The organism is Streptomyces sp. A18 (assembly GCF_059026065.1).
Genome location: NZ_JBWLKL010000009.1, coordinates 152,164 through 177,023, shown reverse-complemented (window position 1 = coordinate 177,023; position 24,860 = coordinate 152,164). Strand labels below are relative to the sequence as shown.

The window sequence follows — 24,860 nt, the reverse complement described above, 5'->3', positions numbered from 1 at the left end:
AACCGTAGTTGTGGAAGAGCCATCCCGACCGAACCACCAGGAGCCACCCCCATGCCCCGCACCACCCCACCACCCCTCCTGGACGTCGAGGCGCTCTTCCCCGCGATCGCTGCCCTGCGTCGCGAGGCCGTGCGGCTGCACCCCCGGCGGGGGGAGCCCGGGGTCGGGGACAGTTCCGTGGGTGGGCCGTTGGTGTGGCCCGTGGGGGAGGACTGGCCGCTCTGCGAGGACTCGCATCCGCGGACCCGGCTCGCGCCGCGCGGCAATGGTGGCGCGCACGTCATGGTTCCGGTGCTTCAGTTGTACGCCCGCGATGTGCCTGTACTGCCCTTTCCTGAGGGCAGTGACGTGCTGCAGGTCGTCTGGTGTCCCTTTGATCATGAAGCCGGTTACGTGCCTCGGCCCGAGATCTACTGGCGGGACAGCTCGCGGTGCGGACCGCTGGTCGAGCACCCGCCCCCACCCCTCGATGCCGATGACGACTATCTGCCGGACCTCTGCGTGCTCCACCCGGAGCGGGTCGTCGAGTATCCGAACTGGGATCTCGACGACACGCTGGCCGAGGAACTGGAGGAGACGTTCGAGGAGATGGAGGAACGCGCCGAGGACGAGGGGCGTCCCTGCGCCTACTGGTCCCACCTCAGTGTCGCTCCCGGCATCAAGGTGGGCGGCTATCCGAGTTGGACCCAGGAACCCTATTGGCCCACCTGCCCCGGCCCCTGCGGGCAGCGCATGCGGCACCTGGTGACCATCTCGAGCGCCGAGTTCGACGGGGCTTCCTGGCGGCGCTGGGTGCCCGTCGAGGATCGTGGCGCGGGGGACGACGGGTGGAGCATCTCCGAGCTTTCCCACGAGGAACGGAAGGTCCTTCAGCGCGCGCCCGGCATCATGCTCGGCGACATGGGCGGCATGTATCTCTTCGTCTGCGGGCATGGCTGCCCCGGTATGCCCTTCCGGTACCACTCAGACTGTTCGTGAGGGGCGGGGACCTCTCGGCTGGCCCGTCAGGGCCGTCCGCCCCTCACCCCACCCGCTCATCCCAATCAATCCGATGCTCGAACTGCCAAGCCCCCCAAACCGCTCCCCCAGCCCCACCCATCTTCGTCGCCACCGGCAGCAACGCATCCCGCAGAGCCCGGCCCAGCGGGCCCGCCGGCTTTGGAGTGGCCGTTCGGGCCGCTGCTGACGTGGACGTTGGAGTCGCCGTCGTGTGTTTCAGGATGCGGTCCACCCGGGGGCGGCGCAGCGACTCGTACGCCTTGAAGGCCTTGGCGACCGGCAAGTCCCGTAGGCAGCGGGCCAGTTGTACCGCGCTCTCCGTGGCCAAGGACGCGCCCTGGCCCGAAGTCGGGGACATCGCGTGGGCCGCGTCTCCGATCAGGATCATGCGGCCCCGGCTCCAGGCGGGGACGGGCGGCATCGTCTCCGTCGGGCCTGCGATCACCACGTCCTCCGGGGCCGTCTCCGCCAGGAGGTCCGGTGCCGGGGTGCGGTCGTTAGTGAAGGCCTCGCCGAGGCGCTTCAGCCACTCTCCCGCGCCCACCGCCTGCGCCTCCGCCGGCGTCATCGGCTCGCGGTGCGGCAGGTTCGCGAACCAGGCCGCCGACCCGTCGTCGAAGATCTGGTACGCGAAGTACGCCCGCTTGCCGTAGCACATGTACAACACCCCCTCCGTTGAAGGGAGTTCCGTTTTCCGTACGCGTGCCGTGAACGTCAGCGTTCCTGCGTAGTGCGGCTTCGGCACCGAGGGGTCGATCAGCGAACGCACCGTCGAGCGCATGCCGTCCGCGCCGATCAGGATGTCCGCTCTCTCCTGCGATCCGTCCGCGAAACGTGCCGTCACGCCCGTGCCCGTGTCCGTCGCGTCCAGGAGCCGCTTGCCCCTGTGGGCAAGAACCCCCCGCCGCGAAGCCTCCTCCGCGAGTGCCTCGTGCAACTCCGTGCGCCAGACGAAGCGCGTGGTGGGGAGGTCGGCGGGCGGGGTGAGTTGAGCCAGGTGCCTACCCGTCCAGCTGCGCAGGCCAAGGGCCGTCACCGGCGTACCGATCGCGCTCACCGTCTCCGCCGCGTCGATCGCCTCCAGCGCCTGTTGGCCGTTCGGGGCGATGGTCATGCCGCCGCCCCGGCCGCCCCCTTCGCCACGACCGCTGCCGCCCCGGCCGCTCGACCTGGAGTCGTACGCCTCGTACACCCTCGCCTCGATGCCCGCCTTGTGCAGTGCCATCGCTGCCACCAAGCCTGCTATGCCACCTCCGATGACCAGGGCGGTTCGGGTGGTGGGGGCAGGGGTTCGCGCGGTCATCTCTACTATCGGTCCCTCGTCGGTGCGCCTTCGATCGCGCCGCTCGGCCGCAGCGCGCACCCTCACCAACCTACGTGCCGCAGGCCCCCTCGCCGCAAGGCTTCCTGGCAGCGCGTTAGCCTCGGCCACGGACATGTCGAGGGACGTATCGGCTGGAAGCCGTGGAAGCGAGGCAGGCGTGGCGGGCGAGGCAGGCATGGCGGGCGAGGCAGGCGTGGCGAAGGTTCCGGCAGCAGCGGCAACCGCCGTCGGTGGACTCGTCGGTGGGTACGCCGTCGCCCGTTGGACCAAGAAGCGCGCCCTCGGTGGTGTCGTCCTCGCCGCCGCGGGGGCCTGCGCCGCTCAGCAATGGCGGCAGAGCGCGGGCGTGAAGACCGCCGCCGCGCTCAGTGCCGTGTACGTCGCCGCCTTCGCCGGGTCGCACCCCCTCGCCAAGAAGGTCGGCGCCTGGCCCGCCGTCTTTGGGGCCGCCGGTGGCGTGGGGCTTGCCTCGTGGGTGCTCGCCGATCGCCGTCGGCAGACCACGGCCTGACTGTGACTGCGGTTTGACTGCGGTCTGACTGCGGTCTGACTGCGGTCTGACTGCGGTCAGATCGCAGTCAGACGCCGCTCAGGCCTCGCTGTCCCTGAACAGCCGCGCGAAGCCCGCCACCGCAAGCACCCCCGCCCCCATCACCAGCACGAAGAACCCCCACGCCAGCGGCCACACCGCCGCGTCCGGCCCCGGGTGGCTGTCGAAGGAGACGTACATCAGTGTCGCCGGTGGACCGGCCACCAGGAGCAGCGCCCAGCCGAGGCGGTCGCGGAACCCGAAGTAGGCCGCCAGGGACAGCATCGCGACGGTCAGGGCCGTGATGCCGAGCGCCGTCACCGGTGACGTCTCGTTGATCGCGCCCGGCGTCTCGGGGCGGTTGCGCAGGTCCCAGGGCAGGCACAGGAGGTACGCCGACGCCGCGAGGGCGGCCCCCATGGCACGCGTCACCCAGCGCCGCAGGGGAGGACTGTCGGGCACGGATGCCAGCAGGTTCCGCGGATTTATGGGGCTCAGTTCGTGGCGCGGGTTCATGTGCAGGTTCATGCGTGTGCTGATGCGCGGGCTCATGTTCATCGACTTCGCCGTCATGCGTACGAGCCTGCGACCTCGCCGCGGGGCGCGACAGAGTACGCGTACTCAGACCGGCCGGCCCTCCGTACATCCCCCCAGACCCCCAGACCCCCAGACCCCAGACCCCAGACCCCAGGCCCCAGGCCCCAGGCCCCAGGCCCCCTCAGGCTGAGCCCCTCGTCCCCCTGAACGTCATCCGGTACGCCCCCGGCGACACCCCCAGCCCCGCCTGGAAGTGCTGCCTCAGCGACGCGCCCGTGCCGAAGCCCGCCTCCGCCGCGATGCGGTCGACCGTGCGGTCCGTCTCCTCCAGGAGCTCGCGGGCCCGGTCCACGCGGCGCTGGGTGAGCCACTGCATCGGCGTCAGGCCCGTCTCCTCGCGGAAGCGGCGGCTGAAGGTGCGGATGCTCATGGACTCCTGCTCTGCCATCTCGGCCAGCGTCAGGGGCTCCTCCAGACGCCCCTGTGCCCACTCCCTCGCCCGGCCCGTCGACGTGCGGCGGGGCTCCGCCACCGGGCGTCGGATGTACTGGGCCTGGCCGCCCTCGCGGTGCGGGGGTACGACGGTCCTGCGGGCCACGTCGGACGCCACCGCCGCGCCCTGGTCGCCGCGGATCATGTGCAGGCAGAGGTCGATGCCCGCCGCCTCGCCCGCGGAGGTGAGGACCTGGCCCTCGTCCACGTACAGGACGTCGGGGTCGACCGTCACGGTGGGAAACGTGCGGGCGAAGAGGTCCGTCGAGAGCCAGTGCGTCGTCGCCCTGCGGCCGTCCAGGAAGCCGGCTGCCGCGAGGACGAAGGCACCGGTGCAGATGGAGGCGATGCGGGCGCCGGTGTCCGTGGCGGACCTCAGCGTCTCCGCGAGGGCGGGCGGGAGCTCGCCCGGCCTCAGCGACTCGTCCTGTTCGTGCGAGGCCGGGACGATCACCGTGTCCGCGGCTGCCACCGCCTCGGGGCCGTGCTCGGCGTATACGGGGAAATCCGCGTCCGTGCGGATTCTGCCGGGGGTCAGGGCGCAGGTGCGGAGGGCGTAGAGCGGGTCCCCGGAAGGGCTGCGCGCGTTGCCGAACAGCTGGTGGACCAGGCCCAGCTCCATGGGGAGTACGCCGTCTCTGACCAGGACCGCGATCCTGTGTGGCTTGGTCACCTGGGACTTGGTCACCTGGAGGTTGGTCACGTCACCTTCCTTTCCCCAATCCCGCCCCTTCCCGAAAACCCGCTCGGCGCGGGGGCCTCGCATGCCGTCATCACCGGCTCCGCCGAGCTCGTCCTCAAACGCCGGACGGGCCGAAAACCCACAACCCAACCGCCCCGAAGCCCTGCGCACCGTCCACACCGTCCACACCGTCCGCACCGGCTCCGCCGAGCTCGTCCTCAAACGCCGGACGGGCTGAAAACCCAAACGCCGGACGGGCCGAAAACCCCCGGACAGGCTAGAAGACCGCGTGCGACACCGCATAGATCGCAAGCCCCGCCAGCGCCCCCACCACCGTGCCGTTGATCCGGATGAACTGCAGGTCGCGGCCGATGTGGGCCTCGATCTTCTTCGACGTGTGCTCGGCGTCCCAGCCCGCCACCGTGTCCGTGATCAGGGACGTGATCTCGTCGCGGTACGTCGTCACCACGTACACCGCCGCGCCCTCGACCCAGCCGTCCACCTTCTGCTGGAGCCGTCCGTCCGTCGCCATCCGCGCGCCGAGCGACAGCAGCGCGGCCCGCACCCGCAGGCGCAGCTCGCTCTGCTCGTCCTCGGCCGCGGCCACGATCATCTGGCGCACCGCCGACCAGGCGGAGGCGATCAGGTCCTGCACCTCGCCGCGGCCGAGGACGTCCCGCTTGAGGCGCTCCACGCGCTCGCGGGTGTCCGAGTCGGACTGCAGGTCGGCGGCGAAGTCGGCCAGGAAGCGGTCGACGGCGCCGCGCGCCGGGTGCTCGGGCATGTCCCGCATCTCGGCGAGGAAGCGGAGCAGCTCCTTGTAGACCCGCTCGCCGACCCTCTTGTCGACGAACCGCGGGGTCCAGCCGGGGGCGCCGCCCTGCACCGCGTCCATGACCGACTCGTCGTGCTCCACCAGCCAGTCGTGGGCGCGTGCGCAGACCAGGTCCACGACCCGCTTGTGGCCGCCGTCCGCCACGACCTTCTCCAGCATCTTCCCGATGCCGGGCGCGATCTCCTGCGCGTCGGCACGGCGCGTGATGGCCTCGCCGACGACCGCCTGCACGTCCGAGTCGCGCAGGACCGTCAAGGCGCCGCGCAGCGCCGTGGCCAGTTCGGCGGTCACCCGGTCGGCGTGATCGGGGTCCGCGAGCCAGGTGCCGAGGCGGCTGCCGATGCCCACGGCGCGCAGCCTGCCTCGTACGACGTCCGAGGAGAGGAAATTCTCGCCCACGAAGTCGCCGAGGGACGCGCCCAGTTGGTCCTTTTTGTTCGGGATGATGGCCGTGTGCGGGATGGGCAGGCCCAGCGGGTGGCGGAAGAGCGCCGTCACCGCGAACCAGTCGGCGAGCGCGCCGACCATGCCCGCCTCGGCCGCCGCGGCGACATACCCCGCCCAGGCACCGGCGCCGGTGTTCTGGGCCCACTTGGCGAGTACGTAGACGAGCGCGACGAAGACGAGGAGGCCGGTCGCGGTGATCTTCATCCGGCGGACGCCGCGCCGCTTCTCCTCGTCGGCGGGGCTGTACGTGAAGCCGCCCCCCACGCCTGGGCCGGAGGCGACGCCGCCGCTTGAAGGGTGTGGCTCGCGGGCATGCTGCCCGGCAGCACGCCCCTCAGCCGCGGCCCCCTCGGCCACGCCCTCCGGAACTGATCGATTCGTACGTTCCACTCACTCCACCTGGCCCGTTCGCGTGATTCGCGGCGTCCTCATACGTATTGTCCCCGTCTCTCTGCGTCCCTTCCTGACCGACTCCTGGAACGGAGCACAAGTTCCCGGCGTCTGAATGGTCGGAGGGGGGCAGTGTCGGCCGCCTCACGGCCCATGACGCATCATGGGGTGATCACATCGGAGCCTCGGGCTCCCCCTGCTCGAGGAGACACAGCCCGCATGACCAAGCGTCACGGTTATGCCCTGCTTGCCGCGGTGCTCGCGGTGATAGTGGTGATTTCCGCCGCCATATACCTCGGTGTGTCACACACCGACGACGGATCTCAGGACACCATCAGCGCGGGGTCACGCAGCCCGCGCAACTCCGCGGCACCCGCCTCCGCCGGCACATGGGTCGGCACCTGGGCCGCATCCCCCGCGGCCGCCGAACCGAACACGCACCGCAACGGCTTCGCGGGCCGCTCCATCCGCAACGTCGTGCACACCAGCGTCGGCGGCGACAGCGCCCGCATCACCCTGTCGAACCTGTACGGGCAGCAGCCGCTGAGCATCACCCACGCCTCCATCGCCGTGGCCGTCGGGTCGAACAACCCGGCCGCGGCCCCGGGCACCCTGCGCCGCCTGAACTTCAACGGCAACACGTCCGTGGTGATCCCCGCGGGCCAGCAGGTGATGAGCGACGCGGTCCGGCTGCGCGTGCCGCACGACGGCGACCTCCTGGTCACGACGTTCTCGCCGACCCCTTCGGGCCCGGCCACCTTCCACCCGCACGCCCGCCAGGTCAGCTACATCGCCGAGGGCGACCGTACGGAGGACCTGGACGGCATCGCGTTCAGCCAGCAGAGCACCTCCTGGCGCTACCTGTCGGCCGTGGACGTCCTGAGCAACGAGTCGGACGGCACCGTCGTCGTCTTCGGCGACTCGCTCACCGACGGCATCTCCTCGACCATGGGCGCCAACACCCGCTGGACCGACACCCTCGCCGACCGGCTGCGCGACGAGTCGGGCGGACCGCGCTACGGCGTCGTGAACGAGGGGATCAGCGGCAACCGCGTCCTCTCGGACGGCAACGGAACGCCCGCGGACAACCCGAGCGGCCTCTCGCGCTTCGGCCGCGACGTGCTCGACCGGACGGGCGTCAAGGCCGTCGTCATCGCGCTCGGCGTCAACGACATCCTGCGCAACCCGCACCAGAACAACCCCGACCGCATCGTCGAGGGGCTCCGGGAGCTGACCCGGCAGGCGCACGCACGCGGCCTGCGGGTCGTCGGGGCGACCCTGATGCCGTTCGGCGGCCACCGGGGCTACGAGCCGGGGCTCGAGAACGTCCGCCAGGGCGTGAACGAACAGATCCGTCAGGGCAACGTCTTCGACGAGTTCGTCGACTTCGACCGGTCGCTGCGGGATCCGTACGACCCCCGCAAGCTGCGCGCCCAGTACGACTCGGGCGACCACCTGCACCCGAGCGACGCCGGCTACCGGAAGATGGCGGACACCTTCAACCTGGCGCACCTGCGGGGCTCCGCGGCGGCGGAGCTGTAGCTCCGGCCGCCGGGCCGCGGTCACCGCGGCTCAGTCCCGCTCGTCGCGCTTACGCATGTTCAGCTCGTGCCGCGCCTCGTGCCGCAGGCGGTGCTCCTCGGCCCGATCGAAGTGTGCCGCACGCCGCTCCTCGCGCCGCTCAAGCTTCTCGCGGCGGCGCTCCTCCTTGAGCCTCAGGCGCTCCGCCCGCGGCAGCTTGCGGTCCACGCCGACGCCGCCCATCAGGGCGAAGCCGGTGACCACCACGCGCGGGGAGCCGGGGGTGCCCTCGCCCGAGGCCTTGTCGTCGAAGCCGCCCATGATGCCGAAGCCCTTGACCTGGACGTTCAGCTCGGGCGGCACGGTGACCTGAATGCCGCCCATGATCGTGAAGCAGCGGATCTCGACGTCGCGCTCCGCGAACCGCGTCTCACGCAGGTCGATCTCGCCGCCGCCCCACATCGCGAACGCGGTGAACCGCCGGCCCACCGTCCAGGCGCCCTTGCGCATGAAGCCGCTCCAGAACGCGAAGGCGCCCGTGGAGGTGGGCTCGCCTCCGATGCGGGACGGCCAGTCGATCTCGCCGTCGCGGGACGAGCCGGGCTTCACCATGGAGATCTTGGCGCCCACATCCGGCAGGTCCCGCGTGATCGGCTCAAGATCGCCGTACGTGCGTGCCTTGTACGTCGCGTCCAGGCGCTCCTCGAACTCCTCCATGTCCAGGCGGCCCTCGGCCACGGCGTCACGGAGTCGTTCGGCGACGCGTTCGCGGTCGGCGTCGGCGGCCCGGAGATCCGGGAGTTGAGGCTGCTCGTCGGTCATACGGGCAGCCTACGAGGTCGTCTTCTCCGCGTACATCTTGGCGATGACCGCCTCGATGTCGGGTTCCCTGACCGAGAGGTCGACCATCGGGTACTCGGCCGCGACCCGGGCGACGAGCGGAGCCGCCGACTGAGCCGCCGGGAAGGCGAGCCACTGCCGCGGGCCCTCCACCTTCACCACCCGCGCCGACTCCACCTCGATGGGCGGCAGTTCGCGCTCCAGGTCCACGACCAGGGTCCGCTCGCTCTCCCCCACCTCGTGCAGCCCCGCGAGGGCGCCGTCGTACATCAGGCGGCCGTGGTCGATGACCATCACGCGCTTGCAGAGCTGCTCGATGTCGGTCAGGTCGTGCGTGGTGAGCAGGACCGTCGTGCCCGCCTCCGCGTTCAGGTCCCGCAGGAATTCCCGCACCTTGGCCTTGCTGATCACGTCGAGGCCGATCGTCGGCTCGTCCAGGTACAGCACCTCCGGGTCGTGGAGCAGCGCCGCCGCGATGTCGCCGCGCATCCGCTGGCCGAGCGAGAGCTGACGCACCGGTACGTCCAACAGGGCGCCCAGTTCGAGGAGTTCGACGCAGCGGTCGAGGTTCTCCTTGAAGCGGGCGTCCGGGATCCGGTACATGCGGTGCATCAGGCGGTACGAGTCGATCAGCGGCAGGTCCCACCACAGGGTGGTGCGCTGGCCGAAGACCACCCCGATGCGCCGCGCGAGGCGGGTGCGCTCGCGGGAGGGGTCGATGCCCGCCACCCGCAACCGGCCGCCGCTGGGCGTGAGAATCCCCGTCAGCATCTTGATCGTCGTCGACTTGCCCGCGCCGTTCGGCCCGATGTAGCCGACCATCTCGCCGCGCGGCACGGTGAAGGTGATGCCGTCGACGGCACGCACCTCGTGCTTCTCGCGCCGCAGGAAGCCGGTCTTCTTGCGTACGTCGAAGACCTTCTCGACGCCGTCGAGTTCGATGAAGTCCGATTCTGATGTCACGTGCGTTCAGCTCCCCGTGCTGCGATACGAACGAAGTCCCGCACGCCAGGCGAGTCCGGCGAGGGCGCAGCACCCGACGGCCACCAGCGGCGGGGTGAGGGCCAGCCAGCGCGGCAGGTCCAGCGGGTAGGGCAGCCCGAGCACGTACAGCGCGGGCAGCCAGTTCACGAAGGCGAGCGGCAGGACGAACGTGACGCCCCGCACCAGGTCCTTGGCGAATACGGTCGGCGGGTACTGGAGCATCGTGGTGCCGCCGTAGGTGAAGGCGTTCTGCACCTCGGACGCGTCCTGCGCCACGAACTGGAAGGCCGCGCCCGCCACGAACACCGCGGCGAAGATCGCCCCGCCGCTGAGCAGCATCAGCGGGATCATCAGGACCTTGAGCGGGGTCCACTGGATGTCGAGCACGACCAGCGCGTAGCCGAGGACCAGCAGGCCCTGGGTGATCCGGCCGAGGCGCCGCAGCGCGAACCGGTCGGCGGCGACCTGCGCGAGCACCGGAGCGGGCCGTACGAGCAGGGTGTCCAGGGTGCCGTCCCGCACCCGCCGCCCCAGCCGGTCCATCGACCCCATGACCAGGTCGGCGAGGCCGAAGGCCGCGCCCGCCGAGCCGTACAGGAAGGCCACTTCGGGCAGCGAGTAGCCGCCCAACGCGTCCACCTGGGAGAACATCAGCAGGATCGCGACGAAGTCGAGCGCGGTCGCCGCGAAGTTGCCGAACGCGGTCATCGCGAAGGACGCGCGGTAGGCCATCGTGGAGCGGATCCACATGGCCGCGATCATGCGGTAGGTCCGCACGCCGTCGAGCGCCCGCGACATCCGTGTGTCCGGCACCCCGTCGAGGAGACTCTCAGCCACCCTGAACCACCACCCGTCGCGTCGCCACCGACTGCAGCATCCGCCCGGCGCACAGCAGCCCGGCGGCCCACGCGGCCTGGAAGCCGTACGTGGCGAGCAGGTCGAAGCCGGTGTGCCTGCCGAGGAACACGTCCGCGGGCACCTGGATCAGCGCCGACCACGGCATCGCCCGCGCGAACTCGCCGAGCGCTCCCGGGAAGACGTTGAGCGGAAGCAGCATCCCGGAGAAGAAGATCCCCGCGAGCCACGCCATCTGGGCCACGCCCGCGCCGTCCATCAGCCAGAACGCGGAGAGCGACACCAGGAAGCGCAGCGCGAAGCTCACCACGACGCCCATCACGATCGCCACGGCCGTCGCGAGCCACGTCCACGGATCGGCGGGCACCGCCAGATCGAAGATCAGCGCCCCGATCACCATCGGTACGACCCCACGCCCCAGGAGGTGGAAGAGCGCACGGCCCAGGTCACCCGCGAGCCACCACGCCTGCAGGTCAGCGGGCCGATACAGGTCGATCGCGATGTCACCCGTGCGGATACGCTCGATCAGTTCCTCCTCGAAACCACCGCCCATCACCGCCATCACCATCAGGAGCGCCTGTCCCAGCCACACGAACGTCAGCGCCTGCGACTGGTCGTAGCCGCCGAGACCGGGACGCTCGTCCCACAGCGCGATGTACGTGTGGGCGAGGATCAGCCCGAAGACGGTGTTGGTGAACACCCCCGCCAGGGTCGCCGTCCGATAGGTCGCGTAGCGCCGGAAGCCTCCGCGGGCGACGGCCGCGTACAAGCGGAACCGTCCTGTACGCACACGCATCCCCTTTAGAAGAGTCTTGACGAGAGCCTTGCCCGTTCCGGGCCAAAGAGACGGAGCCTAGTGCCGTCGTCATCGCCCGTGCCAGGCATTTTCTGGGCACGGCGCGTGCCTGGCAGGGAACGCATGAAGCGACAGTGTGCAATGGGTCGTACGAGGCGTACGTGACGTACGACGCGAACCGGGAGTTCCACGAGACATGAGCAGCGACGAGCCGCAGCAGCAGGGCGCCGAAGGACCCGAGGGCTGGGCGCCCCGCGAACCCGTGGACACCCCCGGTGAGACCCCCGAGGGGTCGGCAGAGGCCCCCTCGGACAAGAAGGGCGGGAAGGGCGGGAAGAAGCGCCCCAAGCGCAAGGGCTGGCGGCGGATCTTCCCCACCTGGCGCATGGTGCTCGGCGGGTTCATCCTGCTGATCCTGCTCTGCGTCGGCGGCTTCGCCGCGGGCTACATGATCGTCGACATCCCCCCGGCCAACGCGGCGGCGACCGCCCAGAGCAACGTCTACCTCTACGCCGACGGCAGCCAGCTGGCCCGCGACGGCGAGGTCAACCGCGAGAACGTACCGCTGAGCCAGATCCCCAAGGACGTCCAGCACGCCGCGCTGGCCGCCGAGGACCGCGACTTCTACAGCGAGTCGGCGGTCGACCCGAAGGCGATGATCCGCGCCGCCTACAACACCGTCACCGGCAAGGGAAAACAGTCCGGCTCGACGATCACCCAGCAGTTCGTGAAGAACTACTACCTCGGCCAGGAGCAGACGCTCACCCGCAAGGCCAAGGAGTTCTTCATCTCGATCAAGCTGGACCGCGAGGTGAGCAAGGACGACATCCTCGCCGGGTACCTGAACACCAGCTACTTCGGGCGCAACGCGTACGGCGTGCAGGCCGCGGCCCAGGCGTACTTCGGCAAGGACGTCAAGAACCTGAACACCGCGCAGGGCGCCTATCTGGCGACGCTCCTCAACTCCCCGAACGCGTACGACGTGGCCACGCACCCCGAGAACAAGCAGCGCGCCGTGGGCCGCTGGAACTACGTCCTGGACGGCATGGTCAAGGAGGGCTGGCTGAGCGCCGCCGACCGGGCCAGGACCAAGTTCCCCGCGCCCAAGGAGGCCAAGGGGTCGTCCGGCCTCTCCGGACAGCGCGGCTATCTCGTACAGGCCGTCGAGGACTATCTGACGGCGAACGACATCGTCGACGAGGACACCCTCGCCAAGGGCGGCTACCGCATCACCACCACCCTCCAGAAGGACCGCCAGAACGCCTTCAAGGAGGCGGTCGACGACCAGGTGATGTCCAAGCTCGACAAGAAGTCCCGCAAGGTCGACCGCAATGTGCGGGCCGGCGGCGCCTCGATCGACCCGAAGACCGGCAAGGTCGTCGCGATGTACGGCGGCATCGACTACACCAAGCAGTACGTGAACAACGCCACGCGCCGCGACTACCAAGTGGGCTCCACCTTCAAGCCGTTCGTCTTCACCTCGGCCGTGGAGAACGGCTCGGTCACCCAGGACGGCCGCCTGATCACCCCGAACACGATCTACGACGGCACGAACAAGCGCCCGGTGCAGGGCTGGGACGGCGGGACGTACGCGCCCGAGAACGAGGACAACGTCGACTACGGCAACATCACCGTCCGCGCCGCCACCGACAAGTCCGTCAACTCCGTCTACGCGCAGATGGCCGTCGACGTCGGCTCGGACAAGGTCAAGGACACCGCGGTCGCCCTCGGCATCCCGGAGGGCACCCCCGACCTGACCGCGTCCCCGTCCATCGCGCTCGGCCCCTCCACGGCGTCCGTCCTTGACATGACGGAGGCGTACGCGACGCTCGCCAACCACGGCAAGCACCCCACGTACACGATGGTCGAGAAGGTCACCAAGGACGGTCAGAACATCGAACTGCCGGAGCCGAGCACCGCGCAGGCCGTCAGCCGCGAGGCCGCCGACACCACCACGTCCATCCTGCAGAGCGTCGTCGACGGCGGCACCGGCACCGCCGCGCTGGCCGCGGGCCGTCCGGCGGCCGGCAAGACCGGTACCGCGGAGGAGGACAAGGCGGCCTGGTTCGCGGGCTACACGCCCGAACTCGCCACCGTGGTCTCCGTGATGGGCCAGAACCCGGACACCGGCGCGCACACCCCGCTGTACGGGGCGCTCGGCGAGCCCCGCATCAACGGCGGCGGCTACCCGGCGCAGATCTGGGCGCAGTTCACCAAGCAGGCCCTGGCGGGCGAGCCGATGCGGGACTTCGACCTGGAGCTGGAGGAGGGCGCCGACGTTCCGGTGATCCCGGACCCCACGGACGGCGAGGAGGACCCGTTGACCGGCGGTGCGGCCACCGGCGGGGACGACACGGGGGGCCTGGACGAGGGGCAGACCGAAGGCCAGGACCAGGGGCAGACCCAGGGCCAGGACCAAGGCCAGACGCAGGGCCAGGACCAGGGGCAGACGCAGGGGCAGGATCAGGGCCAGACGGAAGGGCAGACGGACGGCGGTGCCACCGTCGACGGCGGGACGGCCGACGGAGGCACCACCGCCGACCCGGGCGCCGCCCAGGGGCAGACCGACGGCTCCACCGCGGACGGCGGAACCGGCGACGGCGGTGGAGACCTGGGCGGCCTGACCGAGGGCGCGGCGACCAGAAGGCAGGGCGACGGCACCCCGGCGTACAACTAGGGCACCCCGGCGTACTCCTAGTGCCCCGAAGTGGCCTTCAGGCCCACGACGGCGACCAGCAGAAGCACGACGAAGAAGATCCGGGCGGCGGTGGCGGGCTCACCGAGCACCATCATCCCGACCACCGCCGCACCGGCGGCGCCGATGCCGACCCACACGCCGTACGCCGTGCCGATGGGCAGCGTCTTGGCGGCATGGGAGAGCAGCAGCATGCTGGCGACGATCCCGAGTCCGGTGAACACGCTCGGCCACAGCCGGGTGAACCCCTCGGTGAACTTCATCCCGATCGACCAGCCCACTTCGAGCAGACCGGCGACGATCAACAGAACCCAGGCCATGACGGCACCTCCGACAACGTAGGAACGCGAGATCGCGTTTCTTGATGGGGGTGCGTCGTCTTTTCAGAAACCCGGTACGGCGCGTCTCGTCGGGGTCCTTAAAAGGTAGCAAGGAACGCGCAAAAGGGGCTGGTGACGATGGTCACCAGCCCCTTCCGCACGCTTTACGGACCGCTACGGACGGACCGCTAGAGGCGGACCGCTACAGATAGAGCCCGGTCGAGTCCTCGGAGCCCTCGAACCGGTCGGCGGCCACGGCATGCAGATCGCGCTCGCGCATCAGCACGTACGCCACGCCACGCACCTCGACCTCGGCCCGGTCCTCCGGGTCGTACAGCACCCGGTCACCCGGCTCGACCGCCCGTACGTTCTGCCCGACGGCGACGACCTCGGCCCAGGCCAGACGCCTGCCGACGGTGGCGGTCGCGGGGATCAGGATGCCGCCGCCCGACTTCCGCTCACCCTCGGCGGTGTCCTGCCGCACGAGCACGCGGTCGTGCAGCATGCGGATGGGCAGCTTGTCGTCGTGGGTGCTGTGTCCCTGGCTCTTGGCGCTCACGCCCCGAACCTACCTGCCGACACCGCGCCCGTACGATCCCGGGTCGCCCCATCGTACGATGCCGGGTCAGTCCCTGCGGCGCCGTGTGTTCACCGCGAGCAGCCCCACGAGGCCCACGACCACCAGGGCCACCGGCACGATGCGCTCCAGGCGCGGCGCGCCGTCCTCGTGCACGAGCTGGGCCCGCACGTCCGACACGACGCGGTTGGCACCGACGTACGCCCGGCCGAGGGAGTTGTCCACGCTCGCGACGACCTTGGCCTTCGCGTCACCGACGATCGTCTTCGGGTGGACCCGCACCCCGATCTCATCGAGCGTCTCGGCGAGCGTCACGCGACGGCGCTTGATGTCCGCCTCGATCTGCGCCGGGGTCCTGATATCCGACGTGTCCGACACCGCGCTGCCTCCGTGGTCGTGTCCGGTTGTCTGTTCCTTCTGTACGTATCGCCGACAGTCTGTCAGCTCCAGGCGCACCGCACCCCACGGCACCCCTATTACGCTCGACTCCGTCACCACACGTTTTACGAGCATCCTGTGCGAGGAGACCGAAGATGAGCGAGCGACTCACCCCCGGCGACACGGCCCCGGCCTTCACCCTGCCGGACGCCGACGGCAACGAGGTCTCCCTGGCCGGCCACAAGGGCCGCAAGGTCATCGTCTACTTCTACCCTGCCGCCCTTACCCCCGGCTGCACGAAGCAGGCCTGCGACTTCACCGACAACCTCGACGTGCTCGCGAGCGCGGGCTACGACGTCATCGGTGTCTCCCCGGACAAGCCGGAGAAGCTCGCGAAGTTCCGCGAGCAGGAGAACCTCAAGGTCACCCTGGTCGGCGACCCGTCCAAGGAGACCCTGGAGGCCTATGGCGCCTTCGGCGAGAAGAAGCTGTACGGCAAGACGGTCACCGGCGTCATCCGCTCCACGGTCGTGGTCGACGAGGCGGGCAAGGTCGAACACGCCTTCTACAACGTCAAGGCGACCGGCCACGTGGCCAAGATCATCAAGGACCTGGGGATCTGAGCGCCCGAGCGCCTGACCTGCTCCTCTCCCCCGTCCCTCGGCAAATGTGACGAAGGCCCCCTTCACGGGGGCCTTCGTTTGCGTCGGCCGTCTTCGAGCAAGTGATGCCAGGAGGATTGTTCGCAGAACGGAAGGACTACCCATGGCGGCCCACGACGAGGCAGAGGCCGATACCGAGGCCGTGAAGCGGCACCGCACCCTCTTCCGAGCCGCCAAACGGCGCGCGAATCCACCGCTGCGCCGCACGGACATCACGGTCACGGACGATGCGGCGGTCAAGCGGGCGGTGAAAGCGGCCTCGCTCGGTAATGCCATGGAGTGGTTCGACTTCGGCATCTACAGCTATCTGGCCGTCACCATCGGGCATGTCTTCTTCCCATCCGGAAACGACACGGTCCAGCTGATCGCGTCGTTCGCCACCTTCGCGGTGTCGTTCCTCGTACGACCCATCGGCGGCATGGTGTTCGGCCCGATGGGCGACAAGATCGGCCGCAAGAAGGTCCTCGCGCTGACGATGATCATGATGGCGATCGGCACCCTCGCCATCGGCCTGATCCCGTCCTACGCCACGATCGGCTTCTGGGCCCCCGTCCTGCTGATCTTCTTCCGCCTGGTCCAGGGCTTCTCGACGGGCGGCGAGTACGGCGGCGCGTCCACGTTCATCGCCGAGTACGCGCCCGACAAGCGCCGCGGCTACTTCGGCAGCTTCCTGGAGATGGGAACCCTCGCGGGATACACGGGCGCGGCCGGCCTGGTACTGACCCTCAACACGGCGCTCGGCTCGGACGCCATGGAGTCGTGGGGCTGGCGCCTCCCGTTCCTCGTCGCGGGCCCGCTCGGCCTCGTCGGCCTCTACCTGCGGCTGAAGCTCGACGAGACGCCCGCGTTCCAGAAGATGGAGGACGCCACCTTCCACTCCGCGACCGAGGGCGCGTCCACGGTCGAGACGACCGCCAAGGGCGACCTGGCCAAGATCTTCCGCGAGCACTGGCCGATGCTGGTCCTGTGCATCGCCCTGGTAGGCGCGTACAACATCACCGACTACATGCTCCTCTCCTACATGCCGACGTACCTCTCGGACGAGCTCGGCTACGACGACTCGCACGGCCTGCTGATCCTCATCGGCACGATGGTGATCCTGATGCTGATCATCACTCAGGTGGGCAAGCTGTCCGACCGCTTCGGCCGTAAGCCGCTCCTGATGACGGGCATGGTCAGCTTCTTCGTCATCTCGATCCCGGCCTTCCTCCTGATCAAGCAGGGCAGCCTGATCGCGGTCTCCGGAGGCATGCTCCTGCTCGGCCTCTCCCTGGTCTGCCTCCTGGGCACGATGTCGGCCACGCTCCCGGCCCTGTTCCCCACCTCGGTCCGGTACGGCTCCCTGTCGGTCGGCTACAACATCTCCGCGTCCCTCTTCGGCGGCACGGCCCCGCTGGTCATCACGTCCCTGATCAGCGTCACGGGAACGGACATGGTCCCGGCGTACTACGCGATGGCGGCGGCGCTGGTGGGCATCATCGCGGTGGCCTGCATGAAGGAAACGGCCCAGAAGCCGCTGGAGGGGTCGCCTCCGTCGGTGGGGACGAAGGAGGAAGCCGCGGAAATGGTGGAGGCGGCGGCTCCATCACCGAGGTTCTGAAGCTCCCGCCGAACCTCGGGCCCTGTGCCGCTCGAACCCTCGGCCCGATAACATGGCTGACGACCAGCGGCGGTGGTGCAATGGCGACACAGCTGGTTTAGGTCCAGTGACCCGTGACAGGGTTTGAGGGTTCGAATCCCTTCCGCCGCACTGCTCCTGAGCATACGTAGGCCCGCCTCGCGCACTGCGCGACGCGGGCCTACGTCGTCCGTACCGCCGCTCAGCCCAGGAGCTCCCGCACCACCGGGACCAACGCCCGGAACGCCTTGCCGCGATGGCTGATCGCGTTCTTCTCGGCGGCCGAGAGCTCCGCGCACGTCCGCGTCTCCCCCTCCGGCTGGAGGATCGGGTCGTAGCCGAAGCCGCCCGAACCCGATGGCTCGTGGCGCAGTACGCCCCTCAACTGCCCCTCGACCACCCGCTCCGTGCCGTCCGGCAGGGCGAGGGCCGCGGCGCACGCGAAGTGGGCCCCGCGGTGGATGTCCGCGTCGATGTCGCCGAGTTGGGCGAGCAGGAGCGACAGGTTCGCGGCGTCGTCGCCGTGCCGGCCCGCCCAGCGGGCGGAGAAGATGCCGGGGGCGCCGCCCAGGACGTCGACGCAGAGGCCGGAGTCGTCGGCGACCGCGGGCAGGCCGGTGGCCTTGGCCAGGGCGTGGGCCTTGAGGAGTGCGTTCTCGGCGAAGGTGACGCCGGTTTCCCTGACGTCGGGGATCTCGGGGTAGGCGTCCGCGCCGACGAGGTCATGGGTGAGGCCTGCGTCGGCGAGGATCGCCCTGAGTTCCGTGATCTTGCCGTTGTTGCGGGTGGCGAGGATGAGGCGGGTCATGCCCACCAGTATCCGGGCTGCCGGAGGGTGCTAAGGCGTGCAGACCTTCGTCAGTTCGCCCGCCGCGTCCACGACCGGGCTGAGGTCGGGCGTGGCGTCGCCGCCGTCGATGGAGTCGCGGACGTTGTCGACGGCCTTCTCCAGGTCGTCGACCGCCTTGTTCACGTCCGCATTGTCGGTCTTGTCGCCGATCTCATCGATGTTCTTGTCGATCTTGTCGAGCGCCTCGTCGGCCTGTGTGGGGTCGTCGCCCGCCTTCTCGACGGCCTGCTGCAGGTCGGTGACGCTCTCGGCGATGGCGTCCGCGGTCTGGACGCAGTCGAGGGCCTTCTCGACTGCGCTGCAGCCGACAAGTCCGACGCCCGCCGGTACGGCGATGAGTACGGACGTGATGGCGATGGCGATACGGCGGTGACGCGCGGCCATGCGTGGATCCCTCCCCGGGTGTGACACAGGCGCACGGCATTGCCCGCGCGCCTGTATCGGTAAGAACGCCTGTGGGGGGTCCGATGGTTGCTCGTCCGGCCGCCCAGTTGGTCGTCTGCTTCGACTGACTTTCTACCGCGTGGCTTCGAGCGCCTCGCGCTGGAACGCGGCCAGGTCCTCGCAGCCGCCGACGGCGAGGTCGAGCAGCGCGTTGAGCTCCTTGCGGTCGAACGGCTCGGCCTCGGCGGTGCCCTGGACCTCGACGAAGCGGCCGTCGCCGGTGCAGACGACGTTCATGTCGGTGTCGGCCTTGACGTCCTCCTCGTAGCGCAGGTCGAGGAGCGGTACGCCGCCGACGATGCCGACGGAGACGGCCGAGACGGTGTCGGTGAGGGGCTTGCGGCCGGCCTTGATGAGCTTCTTGCCCTGGGCCCAGGCCACGGCGTCCGCAAGGGCCACGTAGGCGCCCGTGATGGCCGCCGTGCGGGTGCCGCCGTCGGCCTGGAGGACGTCGCAGTCCAGGACGATGGTGTTCTCGCCGAGCGCCTTGTAGTCGATGACGGCGCGGAGGCTGCGGCCGATGAGGCGGGAGATCTCGTGGGTGCGGCCGCCGATCTTGCCGCGTACGGATTCGCGGTCGCCGCGGGTGTTGGTGGAGCGCGGCAGCATCGAGTACTCGGCGGTGACCCAGCCTTCGCCGCTGCCCTTGCGCCAGCGCGGGACGCCTTCGGTGACGGAGGCGGTGCAGAAGACTTTGGTGTCTCCGAAGGAGATGAGGACGGATCCCTCGGCGTGCTTGCTCCAGCCGCGTTCGATGGTGATCGGGCGGAGCTGTTCGGGGGTGCGGCCGTCGATGCGGGGCTGGGGTGAGGACATGCGGCTGAGCCTATCCGTACATGAGTGAGGGGCCCTTCCCGCTTGGCGTGAAGGGCCCCTCAGCGGTGAGCCCGGCGGCTTACCGACTCACATCATGTCTTCGATGTCCGCGGCGATCGGGTCCGCGTCGGTGCCGATGACGACCTGGATCGCGGTGCCCATCTTGACGACTCCGTGGGCGCCGGCGGCCTTCAGCGCGGCGTCGTCGACGAGGCCCGGGTCCTTGACCTCGGTGCGGAGGCGGGTGATGCAGCCCTCGACCTCTTCGATGTTCTCGATGCCGCCGAGCCCGGCGACGATCTTCTCAGCCTTGCTGGCCATGGTGTTCTCCCTGTTCTCAAAGGACGCGACCTCACCACACCGTGGGTCCGCTTTGTCACGTTAACGCACGGTTGGAGCATCTTCGCGGGCGGTTACGGCACTCGTACCCAATGATGACGATCAAGGTGCCATTCCTGTCGGGATGGCACCGCACCCGTTCCGCAACTGGTCTACACCAGTTTTCAACGACCGCCAAACCTGGCTTGTTCCGGAGGGGACGCGCATGAGCTCCAATGCAGCGGCGGTGCCGCAGAAGAGGTGGTGGAACGGCCTGTTCCAAGGCCTCCAGAAGATGGGGCGCAGCCTCCAGCTCCCCATCGCCGTGCTGCCGGCCGCGGGCATCCTCAACCGCCTCGGCCAGCCGGACGTCTTCGGCGCCGAAGGCCTCGGCTGGGACAACGTCGCCAAGGTCTTCGCGGCGGCGGGCGGTTCACTCCTGGACTCCACCCTCGGCCTGCCCCTGCTGTTCTGCATCGGTGTCGCGATCGGCATGGCCAAGAAGTCGGACGGCTCCACGGCGCTCGCGGCCGTGGCGGGCTTCCTCGTCTACTACGCGGTGCTGCGCGCGTTCCCGGACGACTGCCCCGCCGACACCACCTTCGGGGCGGCGGGGATGTGGAGCGGGGTCTGCATCGCGCAGGACGGGACGCCCGCGCAGGCCGCGTACCAGAATCCAGGGGTATTCGGCGGCATCGTGATGGGTCTCCTTGCCGCGTGGTTCTGGCAGCGCTACCACCGCGTGAAGCTGGTCGACTGGCTCGGCTTCTTCAACGGCCGCCGTCTGGTGCCGATCATCATGGCCTTCGTCGGTCTGGTCTTCGCGGGTCTGTGCGTGTGGATCTGGCCGCCCATCGGTGACGCGCTGACCAGCTTCTCCAAGTGGCTCGTGGACCTCGGGTGGCTGGGGTCCGGAATCTTCGGTGTGGCCAACCGCGCGCTGCTCACGATCGGCCTGCACCAGTTCCTGAACACGTTCGTGTGGTTCCAGTTCGGCGACTTCACCAAGCCGGACGGCACGATCGTGCACGGTGACATCAACCGCTTCCTCGCGGGCGACCCGACGGCCGGTCAGTTCACTTCGGGCTTCTTCCCGATCATGATGTTCGCGCTCCCGGCCGCGGCCCTCGCGATCACGCACGCGGCGCGTCCGGAGCGGCGCAAGGTGGTCGGCGGCATGATGCTCTCGGTCGGCCTGACGTCGTTCGTCACCGGCATCACCGAACCGATCGAGTACTCGTTCCTGTTCATCGCGCCCGCGCTGTACGGCATCCATGCGGTGCTCACGGGTGTCTCGATGTCGGTGACGTGGGCGCTGGGCGTGAAGGACGGCTTCAGCTTCTCGGCGGGCCTCATCGACTACGTCATCAACTGGAGCCTGGCGACGAAACCCTGGCTGATCATCCCGATCGGCCTGGTCTTCGCCGTGGTGTACTACGCCCTGTTCAGCTTCGTGATCCGCAAGTTCAACCTGCCGACTCCGGGACGAGAACCGGAGGAGGAGGCGGAGGCACTGGACGCGGAACAGACCAAGGCCTAGCCCTCAGGGGGCTCACTCCAGCTCAACCCGGCTCAGGCCCTCGGACCTCTGGTCCGGGGGTCTTTTGCCGTTGATTTCACGTTATGGCCGACCCCACAAAACTCGTGGGTTCCTTACGTCACCTTCACCGTGCTACAACAGGTCTACACCACTAATTGGTGTAGACCACGCGGCCGTCCCGCCGCGGCCCCCGGAGACGCCGCCGTCCCCCACTTCCATGTCCCCAGGCGGCGCCTTGCCCACTGGAGGAAGTTGTGTCCACGGCCAGTGCCGCCCCCGCGGCCGACAAGAAGAAGGGCTCCGGCGCGATGGCTGTCATGCAGCGCATCGGCCGCAGCCTCATGCTGCCGGTCGCCGTGCTGCCCGCAGGCGCCCTGCTCGTCCGCCTCGGAAACGCCGACATGCTCGGCCGGGAATCGTTCCCGACGTTCATCAACAAGATCGCCGGCTACATGGCCGCCGGTGGCGGCGCGATCCTCGACAACATGGCGCTCCTGTTCGCCGTCGGCATCGCGATCGGCTTCGCCAAGAAGTCGGACGGCTCGACGGCGCTCGCCGCCGTCACCGGCTACCTCGTCTTCCAGAAGGTGCTCGCCACCTTCACCGACGGCAACCTTCCGCAGGTCGCCAGCGTGGTCGACGGCAAGATCGTCATGAATGACGCGCCGGTCAACGCCGGTGTGCTCGGCGGTGTCGTGATGGGCATCGTCGTCGCCCTGCTGTACCAGAAGTTCTACCGGACCAAGCTGCCCGACTGGGCCGGCTTCTTCGGCGGCCGTCGCCTCGTCCCGATCCTGTCGGCCTTCGCTGGCCTGCTCCTCGGCATCGTCTTCGGTCTCATCTGGCCGGTCCTCGGCAGTGGTCTGCACAACTTCGGCGAGTGGCTGACCGGCTCCGGCGCCGTCGGCGCGGGCATCTTCGGTGTCGCCAACCGCGCGCTGATCCCGATCGGCATGCACCACCTCCTGAACTCCTTCCCGTGGTTCCAGGCCGGTGAGTTCGAGGGCAAGCACGGCGACATCGCGCGCTTCCTGGCCGGTGACCCGAGCGCCGGACAGTTCATGACCGGCTTCTTCCCGATCATGATGTTCGCCCTCCCGGCGGCCTGCCTCGCGATCGTCCACTGCGCCCGCCCCGAGCGCCGCAAGGTCGTCGGCGGCATGATGTTCTCCCTCGCGGCCACCGCGTTCGTCACCGGCGTGACCGAGCCGATCGAGTTCACGTTCATGTTCATCGCCCCGGTCCTGTACGCGATCCACGCGGTGCTCACCGGTGTCTCCATGGCGCTGACCTGGGCCCTCGGCATGAAGGACGGCTTCGGCTTCTCCGCGGGAGCGGTCGACTTCTTCCTCAACCTCGGCATCGCGAGCAACCCGTGGGGCCTGGCCCTCGTGGGCCTGTGCTTCGCGGCGGTCTACTACGTGATCTTCCGCTTCGCGATCACCAAGTGGAACCTCCCGACGCCGGGCCGCGAGTCCGACGAGGAGCTCGCCGAGATCCTGAAGGCCGAGTCGAAGTAGGCCTCGGCCCCGCCTCTCTCGGGACGTAAGCCCCTCGCCGTTGGTACCAACGGCGAGGGGCTCTGTCATGTTCTGCGGCTTACGGTCGAAGACATGACGACCTCCCCGCCCTCCCCGGCCACCCCGGCCACCCCCCGCATCCTCGACCTCGACCGCCCCCACCTCTCCGCCCTCCGGGGCCGCGCCCTCACCGCGTCGGTCGCCGCCGCCGAGGGCCGCACCATGGTCGGCGAGGTCTTCGCCGACCGGGCGGCGCTGGTCCCCGTGCCCGGCATGCCCGGTGTGCACAACGCCGAGCTCGTCGCCGCCTTCGGCGCCGACATCGTCGTACTGAACCTCATCGAGCGCGTCTGGGACGGCGAGCGGCTCGACCTTCCGGGGCTCGGCGCCTTCGACTCCATCGCCGAGCTCGCCGGGTTCATCGGGCGGCCCGTCGGCATCAATCTGGAGCCCGGTGACGTCCCCGAGATCCGCCGGGCCAAGCCCGAGTACGCCAGACGGCTCATCGACATGGGTGCGGCCATGCTCTGTCTGACGGCGAATCCGGGGACGGGCGGTTCGTACGACGGTCTTGCCCGGGTGACGGAGGAGCTGAGGCAGGGCCTCGGTGACGACGTCGCGCTCTGGAGCGGCAAGATGCACCACGCCGGGCACCCGGAGCGGGTCACCGCCGCCCGGCTCACCTCGCTCGTGGACGCGGGCGCGGACGGCGTCGTGATGCCGCTGCCGGGGACGCTGCCCGGCGTCACCAAGGAGCTGGCCGCGCAGGCCGTGGCCGCGGTGCAGGACGCGGGGGCGATCGTGATGGGGGCCATCGGCACCAGCCAGGAGGGCTCGCACGCGAACGTCGTGCCGCAGCTGGCCCTGAACGCGAAGGAAGTGGGCGTCGACGCCCACCACTTCGGTGACTCCTACCTGCCCGGGATGTGCGATCCGGAGGTCATGTACGCCTACTCGGTCGCGATCCGCGGCCGCCGCCACACCTGGAACAGGATGGCGCTGGGCGGCCGCGGGACCAGGCCCGGGAGCACCGGTCGCTAGATCTCGTAGCTCCGGCCCGGCTTCGCCAGTTCGGCCGGGCCGTCGTACGCCGTGCGCGCGTCCGCCAGGTTCGCCTGGGGGTCCGTCCACGGCGGGATGTGGGTGAGGAGAAGCCGCGCGGCGCTCGCGCGCTGGGCGGACTCGCCCGCCTCACGGCCGTTGAGGTGCAGGTCGGGGATGTTCTCCTTGCCGTGCGTGAAAGCCGCTTCGCACAGGAACAGGTCGGTGTCGGCGGCCAGTTCGTCGAGCGCGCCGCACACGCCGGTGTCTCCCGAGTACGTGAGGGACTTGCCGCCGTGCTCGACGCGGATCGCGTACGCCTCGACGGGGTGGCGCATCTTCTCCGTACGGACCGAGAACGGGCCGATGTCGAACGAGGCCGGCTTCACGGTGTGGAAGTCGAAGACCTCGCTCATCGAGGAGGCCGACGGGGTGTCCGCGTACGCGGTGGTCAGGCGCTGTTCCGTGCCCTCGGGTCCGTAGACCGGGATGGGGGCGCAGCGTCCGCCGTCGTGCCGGTAGTAGCGCGCCACGAAATAGGCGCACATGTCGATGCAGTGGTCGGCGTGCAGATGGCTGAGGAAGATCGCGTCGATGTCGTAGAGACCGACATGGCGCTGCAGCTCGCCGAGGGCACCATTGCCCATGTCGAGAAGCAGCCGGAAGCCGTCGGCCTCGACGAGGTAGCTCGAACAGGCCGAGTCCGCGGACGGAAACGACCCCGAGCAGCCGACGACGGTGAGCTTCATGGAGCGGAAACCTCCGGGGGCGAAACGGGGGTTGTGCGGGGGCCTTGCGGGGGCTCGCGAAGGGCCCTGGGGGAAGCCCTTCGAGGAGTGCTGCGATCCGT

General features: G+C 69.5%; 25 protein-coding genes, 1 tRNA gene and 1 riboswitch. Of the genes, 10 read left to right on the top strand and 16 right to left on the bottom strand.

Translation table 11 applies throughout. From position 1 onward, the window contains the following. Positions 1 to 51: 51 nt before the first annotated feature. Entirely contained in the window at positions 52 to 978 is a 927-nt protein-coding gene (locus AC5P1C_RS17440; protein WP_493866743.1) for a DUF1963 domain-containing protein, read from the top strand. A 43-nt stretch (positions 979 to 1,021) separates the two neighbouring features. Here AC5P1C_RS17440 and AC5P1C_RS17435 read toward each other — a convergent pair whose 3' ends face one another. After that, positions 1,022 to 2,302, bottom strand: coding sequence for an FAD-dependent oxidoreductase (locus AC5P1C_RS17435; RefSeq protein ID WP_493866742.1), 1,281 nt, complete (start codon positions 2,300 to 2,302; stop codon positions 1,022 to 1,024). 214 nt (positions 2,303 to 2,516) lie between these two features. Between AC5P1C_RS17435 and AC5P1C_RS17430 the strand changes: the two genes are divergently transcribed. Continuing rightward, positions 2,517 to 2,834, top strand: a complete 318-nt coding sequence (locus AC5P1C_RS17430) for a hypothetical protein (protein ID WP_493866844.1) — start codon at positions 2,517 to 2,519, stop codon at positions 2,832 to 2,834. A gap of 78 nt (positions 2,835 to 2,912) precedes the next feature. Here the strand turns inward: AC5P1C_RS17430 and AC5P1C_RS17425 are convergent, their stop codons facing one another. The 3 genes from AC5P1C_RS17425 to AC5P1C_RS17415 all read right to left on the bottom strand — a co-directional run bounded on the left by AC5P1C_RS17425 (position 2,913) and on the right by AC5P1C_RS17415 (position 6,049). Continuing rightward, positions 2,913 to 3,425 carry a hypothetical protein gene (locus AC5P1C_RS17425; RefSeq protein WP_493866741.1) on the bottom strand — a complete coding sequence of 171 codons (513 nt, stop codon included), beginning with the start codon at positions 3,423 to 3,425 and terminating at the stop codon, positions 2,913 to 2,915. Positions 3,426 to 3,570: 145 nt separating this feature from the next. After that, positions 3,571 to 4,554 carry a GlxA family transcriptional regulator gene (locus tag AC5P1C_RS17420; RefSeq protein ID WP_493866843.1) on the bottom strand — a complete coding sequence of 328 codons (984 nt, stop codon included), beginning with the start codon at positions 4,552 to 4,554 and terminating at the stop codon, positions 3,571 to 3,573. Between the two features lie 286 nt (positions 4,555 to 4,840). Then, on the bottom strand, positions 4,841 to 6,049 hold the full coding sequence (locus AC5P1C_RS17415) for a DUF445 domain-containing protein (RefSeq protein ID WP_493866842.1): 1,209 nt from the start codon (positions 6,047 to 6,049) through the stop codon (positions 4,841 to 4,843). A gap of 405 nt (positions 6,050 to 6,454) precedes the next feature. Here AC5P1C_RS17415 and AC5P1C_RS17410 point away from each other — a divergent pair, with 405 nt between their 5' ends. After that, on the top strand, positions 6,455 to 7,777 hold the full coding sequence (locus AC5P1C_RS17410; protein WP_493866740.1) for an SGNH/GDSL hydrolase family protein: 1,323 nt from the start codon (positions 6,455 to 6,457) through the stop codon (positions 7,775 to 7,777). A 30-nt stretch (positions 7,778 to 7,807) separates the two neighbouring features. Here AC5P1C_RS17410 and AC5P1C_RS17405 read toward each other — a convergent pair whose 3' ends face one another. The 4 genes from AC5P1C_RS17405 to AC5P1C_RS17390 are packed head-to-tail and all read right to left on the bottom strand — an operon-like array spanning position 7,808 to position 11,231. Beyond that, entirely contained in the window at positions 7,808 to 8,578 is a 771-nt protein-coding gene (locus tag AC5P1C_RS17405) for a DUF1707 SHOCT-like domain-containing protein (RefSeq protein WP_493866739.1), read from the bottom strand. A 9-nt stretch (positions 8,579 to 8,587) separates the two neighbouring features. Continuing rightward, entirely contained in the window at positions 8,588 to 9,559 is a 972-nt protein-coding gene (locus AC5P1C_RS17400) for an ABC transporter ATP-binding protein (protein ID WP_493866738.1), read from the bottom strand. 6 nt (positions 9,560 to 9,565) lie between these two features. After that, complete coding sequence (locus tag AC5P1C_RS17395; protein WP_493866841.1) at positions 9,566 to 10,378, bottom strand: ABC transporter permease; 813 nt, start codon at positions 10,376 to 10,378, stop codon at positions 9,566 to 9,568. 31 nt (positions 10,379 to 10,409) lie between these two features. Then, positions 10,410 to 11,231 (bottom strand): ABC transporter permease, encoded by an 822-nt coding sequence (locus AC5P1C_RS17390; protein WP_493866737.1) that lies wholly within the window; start codon positions 11,229 to 11,231, stop codon positions 10,410 to 10,412. Positions 11,232 to 11,427: 196 nt separating this feature from the next. Here AC5P1C_RS17390 and AC5P1C_RS17385 point away from each other — a divergent pair, with 196 nt between their 5' ends. After that, the gene (locus AC5P1C_RS17385; protein ID WP_493866736.1) at positions 11,428 to 13,908 is read left to right on the top strand and encodes a transglycosylase domain-containing protein; all 2,481 of its coding nucleotides are present in this window, start codon (positions 11,428 to 11,430) and stop codon (positions 13,906 to 13,908) included. A 17-nt stretch (positions 13,909 to 13,925) separates the two neighbouring features. On the opposite strand, the gene AC5P1C_RS17380 is transcribed toward AC5P1C_RS17385, so the two are convergent. The 3 genes from AC5P1C_RS17380 to AC5P1C_RS17370 all read right to left on the bottom strand — a co-directional run bounded on the left by AC5P1C_RS17380 (position 13,926) and on the right by AC5P1C_RS17370 (position 15,201). After that, positions 13,926 to 14,246 carry a DMT family transporter gene (locus AC5P1C_RS17380; protein ID WP_249589693.1) on the bottom strand — a complete coding sequence of 107 codons (321 nt, stop codon included), beginning with the start codon at positions 14,244 to 14,246 and terminating at the stop codon, positions 13,926 to 13,928. 49 nt (positions 14,247 to 14,295) lie between these two features. Beyond that, positions 14,296 to 14,365, bottom strand: a riboswitch (guanidine-III (ykkC-III) riboswitch). Between the two features lie 83 nt (positions 14,366 to 14,448). Continuing rightward, complete coding sequence (locus AC5P1C_RS17375) at positions 14,449 to 14,751, bottom strand: GroES family chaperonin (RefSeq protein ID WP_493866840.1); 303 nt, start codon at positions 14,749 to 14,751, stop codon at positions 14,449 to 14,451. A 120-nt stretch (positions 14,752 to 14,871) separates the two neighbouring features. After that, positions 14,872 to 15,201 (bottom strand): DUF3618 domain-containing protein, encoded by a 330-nt coding sequence (locus AC5P1C_RS17370; RefSeq protein ID WP_493866735.1) that lies wholly within the window; start codon positions 15,199 to 15,201, stop codon positions 14,872 to 14,874. A 155-nt stretch (positions 15,202 to 15,356) separates the two neighbouring features. Between AC5P1C_RS17370 and bcp the strand changes: the two genes are divergently transcribed. From bcp to AC5P1C_RS17355, 3 genes are all read left to right on the top strand, one after another. Continuing rightward, positions 15,357 to 15,824, top strand: a complete 468-nt coding sequence (gene bcp / locus AC5P1C_RS17365) for a thioredoxin-dependent thiol peroxidase (RefSeq protein ID WP_493866734.1) — start codon at positions 15,357 to 15,359, stop codon at positions 15,822 to 15,824. Positions 15,825 to 15,966: 142 nt separating this feature from the next. Then, positions 15,967 to 17,463, top strand: a complete 1,497-nt coding sequence (proP, locus tag AC5P1C_RS17360) for a glycine betaine/L-proline transporter ProP (RefSeq protein WP_493866733.1) — start codon at positions 15,967 to 15,969, stop codon at positions 17,461 to 17,463. 66 nt (positions 17,464 to 17,529) lie between these two features. Further along, positions 17,530 to 17,613 (top strand) — tRNA-Leu (locus AC5P1C_RS17355). Between the two features lie 70 nt (positions 17,614 to 17,683). Here the strand turns inward: AC5P1C_RS17355 and rdgB are convergent. The 4 genes from rdgB to AC5P1C_RS17335 all read right to left on the bottom strand — a co-directional run bounded on the left by rdgB (position 17,684) and on the right by AC5P1C_RS17335 (position 19,912). Beyond that, on the bottom strand, positions 17,684 to 18,289 hold the full coding sequence (gene rdgB / locus AC5P1C_RS17350) for an RdgB/HAM1 family non-canonical purine NTP pyrophosphatase (RefSeq protein WP_493866732.1): 606 nt from the start codon (positions 18,287 to 18,289) through the stop codon (positions 17,684 to 17,686). 30 nt (positions 18,290 to 18,319) lie between these two features. Further along, positions 18,320 to 18,715, bottom strand: a complete 396-nt coding sequence (locus tag AC5P1C_RS17345; RefSeq protein WP_493866731.1) for a hypothetical protein — start codon at positions 18,713 to 18,715, stop codon at positions 18,320 to 18,322. Between the two features lie 132 nt (positions 18,716 to 18,847). After that, positions 18,848 to 19,591 (bottom strand): ribonuclease PH, encoded by a 744-nt coding sequence (rph, locus tag AC5P1C_RS17340; protein ID WP_493866730.1) that lies wholly within the window; start codon positions 19,589 to 19,591, stop codon positions 18,848 to 18,850. Between the two features lie 87 nt (positions 19,592 to 19,678). Beyond that, positions 19,679 to 19,912, bottom strand: a complete 234-nt coding sequence (locus AC5P1C_RS17335) for a PTS sugar transporter subunit IIB (protein WP_493866729.1) — start codon at positions 19,910 to 19,912, stop codon at positions 19,679 to 19,681. Positions 19,913 to 20,135: 223 nt separating this feature from the next. Between AC5P1C_RS17335 and AC5P1C_RS17330 the strand changes: the two genes are divergently transcribed. The 3 genes from AC5P1C_RS17330 to AC5P1C_RS17320 all read left to right on the top strand — a co-directional run bounded on the left by AC5P1C_RS17330 (position 20,136) and on the right by AC5P1C_RS17320 (position 24,010). Next, entirely contained in the window at positions 20,136 to 21,449 is a 1,314-nt protein-coding gene (locus tag AC5P1C_RS17330; RefSeq protein WP_493866728.1) for a PTS transporter subunit EIIC, read from the top strand. 254 nt (positions 21,450 to 21,703) lie between these two features. Then, positions 21,704 to 22,969 carry a PTS transporter subunit EIIC gene (locus AC5P1C_RS17325; protein ID WP_493866727.1) on the top strand — a complete coding sequence of 422 codons (1,266 nt, stop codon included), beginning with the start codon at positions 21,704 to 21,706 and terminating at the stop codon, positions 22,967 to 22,969. A gap of 93 nt (positions 22,970 to 23,062) precedes the next feature. Continuing rightward, positions 23,063 to 24,010: a DUF7916 family protein gene (locus AC5P1C_RS17320; protein WP_493866726.1), complete on the top strand. Its 948-nt coding sequence runs from the start codon at positions 23,063 to 23,065 to the stop codon at positions 24,008 to 24,010. Here the strand turns inward: AC5P1C_RS17320 and AC5P1C_RS17315 are convergent. Further along, positions 24,007 to 24,759: an MBL fold metallo-hydrolase gene (locus tag AC5P1C_RS17315; RefSeq protein ID WP_493866725.1), complete on the bottom strand. Its 753-nt coding sequence runs from the start codon at positions 24,757 to 24,759 to the stop codon at positions 24,007 to 24,009. The two genes, AC5P1C_RS17320 and AC5P1C_RS17315, sit on opposite strands and share 4 nt — an antisense overlap. Positions 24,760 to 24,860 lie beyond the last annotated feature (101 nt).